Here is a 2921-nt window from a genome sequence, read left to right as displayed (position 1 = left end):
TCCACCGCCCTCGTGGTGACCGCCCTCGTGCTGGCGCCCGGCGAGTGGCTGCTGGCGCGGGGCGACGGGGTCGGCGGCGCGCTCGCGCGGGTCGTGGCCGCCGCCGGKCAGTTTGCCGGCGGCGGCCTGGTGTGGTCGTTGCTGCTCGCGTCCCTGGTGCCACCGGCCCTGTGGTGGGCGGTCCGGAGCACTCGGCGTACCGGGTGAGCTCAGGCGCTGACGAGCTCGTCGCGCGGAGCGTCCTCGCGCCACGCCCGACCGGTACGACGGGCGTGGTAGGCCTCGAGGTCGAGGATGCCCTCGCGCTTGGCCACGATCGTCGGGACCAGCGCCTGACCGGCCACGTTGGTGGCGGTGCGACCCATGTCGAGGATCGGGTCGATCGCCAGCAGCAGGCCCACGCCCTCGAGCGGGAGGCCCAGGGTGGAGAGGGTCAGCGTCAGCATCACGGTGGCGCCGGTGACCCCGGCGGTGGCGGCCGAGCCGATCACCGAGACGAAGGCGATCAGGACGTAGTCGGTGATCGACAGGTCGAGGCCGAAGAACTGCGCCACGAAGATCGCCGAGATCGCCGGGTAGATCGAGGCGCAGCCGTCCATCTTGGTCGTCGCGCCGAGCGGCACGGCGAAGGACGCGTAGGCCCGCGGGACGCCGAGGTTGCGCTCGGTCACCGACTGGGTGAGCGGCATGGTGCCGACCGACGAGCGGGACACGAACGCCAGCGAGATCGCGGGCCACGCACCGGAGAAGAACTGCTTGACCGACAGGCCGTTGAGGCGCAGCAGGACCGGGTAGACGCCGACGAGGACCAGCGCGAGGCCGAGGTAGATCGCGACGGTGAAGGTGCCGAGCGAGCCGAGGGCGTCCCAGCCGTAGGTGGCGACCGCCTTGCCGAGAAGGCCGACGGTGGCGATCGGGGCGAGCAGGATGACCCACCACAGCACCTTCTGGACCACGCTCAGCGCGGAGCGCACGACGCCCAGGAACGGGTCGGCGTCCGCGCCGACCTTGAGGGTCGCGATGCCCACCGCGATGGCCACGACGAGGATCTGCAGCACGTTGAAGGACAGGCCGATCGACCCGTCGTCGCCCGCGGCGGCCTCGAGGCCGAGCATGTTGGCGGGGACGAGGCCGGTCAGGAAGTCCAGCCAGGACCCGGTCGTGGACGGGGCGGACGCCGCGTCCGCCGAGACGCTGGCGTGGTCACCCGGCTGCAGCACCAGACCGAGCGCCATGCCGATGGCCACGGCGATGAGAGCGGTGATGGCGAACCAGGCGAGCGTCTTCCACGCCAGCCGGGCGGCGCCGGTCACGTCGCGCAGGTTGGCGATGGACGCCACGATCGCCAGGAAGACCAGCGGCGGGACGATCGTGCGCAGCAGCGTGACGAAGACGCCGCCGACGGTGGTGAGGGTCTCGGTCAGCCAGTTGGGGTCGGCCACGCCGGCGGCGTCGACCGAGTCGGGGCCCATGGCGCGGGCGACGAGGCCGAGGACGACACCCAGCGCGAGCCCGATCAGGACCTGGACGCCGAAGGACGGGAGACGGAGACGGCGGGTGGGCCGCTCCGCCTCCGTGACTGAAGTATTCATACTGAGAAGATCACCTTTCGGAACGGCACACGATGGTCACGGGTGCCGGGGGACGCAGGAGGGTCAGTCGACGGCGCGGGAGGGGCGACACAGCGCGCTCCCGGTGCGCACGAGGTCGACGGCACGACGCTGCGTCAGCAGGTCACCCACCGTGGTGGGGTTGGTCGTGGGGGCTCGCACGTCAGCCACAACCGGACCGGCACCGCGCGGATTCCGTGGTTCCCGTCACAGGGAGGTCGGGGCCTGCCTAGGGTGCGCGGCATGACTTCTCGTCTCGGCCTGTGCCTGGTCGCCCTCGTGGTCCCCGTCGTCCTCCTCGCGCCCGCGGCTGCGCACGCGGAGAAGGTCGAGACGACCGATCCCGCCGGGGACGTCGTGCGGCTCGGGCCGACTGAGCAGGGCGGGGACGACCTCGACAACCTCCTGCCTGCCCCCGAGAACCTGACCGCAGACGTCGTCCGCACCGTCGTCGACCACGCTGACGCACGCCTCCGGGTGCGCCTCGACCTCCGCGAGCTCGGCCGGTCGAAGGTCTACTTCGCAATGCTGCAGGTGCGCACCCCCACGGGCACCTTCGAGGTGACGACGGACGACCTGGGCCGCCGGCCGAAGGCCGAGATGACGCGCCGCAGCCGCGCCGTCGAGTGCCCGCGTCTGCGCGCCGTCGCCGACCGGGCCGCCGCCCGGGCGGTCATCACGATCCCGACGTCCTGCCTCGGGGCACCTCGGTGGGTCCAGGTCGGCGCCGGCGTCGCGTCCCTCGAGACCGCGACCGCTGCCGACGGGGCAGAGGAGGTGCAGGTGTTCGCCGACGACGCCCACCGTGCCGGGACGATCAGGGACGAGAACCTGAGCAAGGGCCCCAAGGTCCGCCGCGGCTGATCCCTCACCGCGCGAGGAGCACGACCACCTCGTAGTGCGTCGTCTGCGGGAACATGTCGAGCACCCGCGCCTCGACCGGGCGCAGCGAGGGCATCAGCGCCAGGTCCCGGGCCAGCGACTCGGCGTTGCACGACGAGTAGACGACGTACGACGCCTCGCCGGCCTCGAGCCAGCGCGCGAGGTCCTCGCCGATCCCGCGCCGCGGCGGGTTGACCACGACGAGGTCGGGCGCGCCCGGCTGGGCCAGCGCCCACGCCGTGGCGTCCCCCGGGACGAAGGCCACCCCGTCGGGTGCGGTCGCCTGCGCGGCGGCCACCGCCTCGGCCGACACCTCCACGCCGACGACCGTGCGACCCGGCCCGGCGACGGCGAGGGCGAAGCCCCCCACGCCGCAGTAGAGGTCCCACGCCGTGCGGACGTCGGGCAGGCCGGCGACCCAGTCGCGGG

General features: G+C 73.1%; 5 protein-coding genes. 2 read left to right on the top strand and 3 right to left on the bottom strand.

Going from position 1 to position 2921, the window contains the following annotated elements; genetic code table 11:
* Positions 1–207: hypothetical protein (locus tag ACXJKL_RS18555; protein ID WP_457208480.1), on the top strand; the 207-nt coding region annotated here is incomplete at its 5' end.
* A gap of 2 nt (positions 208–209) precedes the next feature.
* Here the strand turns inward: ACXJKL_RS18555 and ACXJKL_RS18550 are convergent.
* A complete protein-coding gene (locus tag ACXJKL_RS18550; protein WP_457208479.1) occupies positions 210–1592 on the bottom strand; it encodes a dicarboxylate/amino acid:cation symporter in 1383 nt (460 codons plus the stop codon).
* A gap of 63 nt (positions 1593–1655) precedes the next feature.
* Entirely contained in the window at positions 1656–1772 is a 117-nt protein-coding gene (locus tag ACXJKL_RS18545) for a putative leader peptide (RefSeq protein WP_457208478.1), read from the bottom strand.
* A gap of 81 nt (positions 1773–1853) precedes the next feature.
* Between ACXJKL_RS18545 and ACXJKL_RS18540 the strand changes: the two genes are divergently transcribed.
* Positions 1854–2474, top strand: a complete 621-nt coding sequence (locus ACXJKL_RS18540) for a hypothetical protein (RefSeq protein ID WP_457208477.1) — start codon at positions 1854–1856, stop codon at positions 2472–2474.
* 4 nt (positions 2475–2478) lie between these two features.
* On the opposite strand, the gene ACXJKL_RS18535 is transcribed toward ACXJKL_RS18540, so the two are convergent.
* Positions 2479–2921, bottom strand: a 443-nt coding sequence (locus tag ACXJKL_RS18535) for a methyltransferase domain-containing protein (RefSeq protein WP_457208476.1), incomplete at its 5' end; no start/stop codon positions are given.

This window comes from Nocardioides sp. P5_C9_2, from assembly GCF_054049555.1.
The sequence above is the reverse complement of the archived record's forward strand: the minus strand, read 5'-3'. Positions and strand labels throughout refer to the sequence as shown.

Coding starts and splice junctions, on each gene's coding strand:
- ACXJKL_RS18550 (WP_457208479.1), bottom strand. CDS start 1,592: ATGAATACTTCAGTCACGGAGGCGGAGCGGCCCACCCGCCGTCTCCGT.
- ACXJKL_RS18540 (WP_457208477.1), top strand. CDS start 1,854: ATGACTTCTCGTCTCGGCCTGTGCCTGGTCGCCCTCGTGGTCCCCGTC.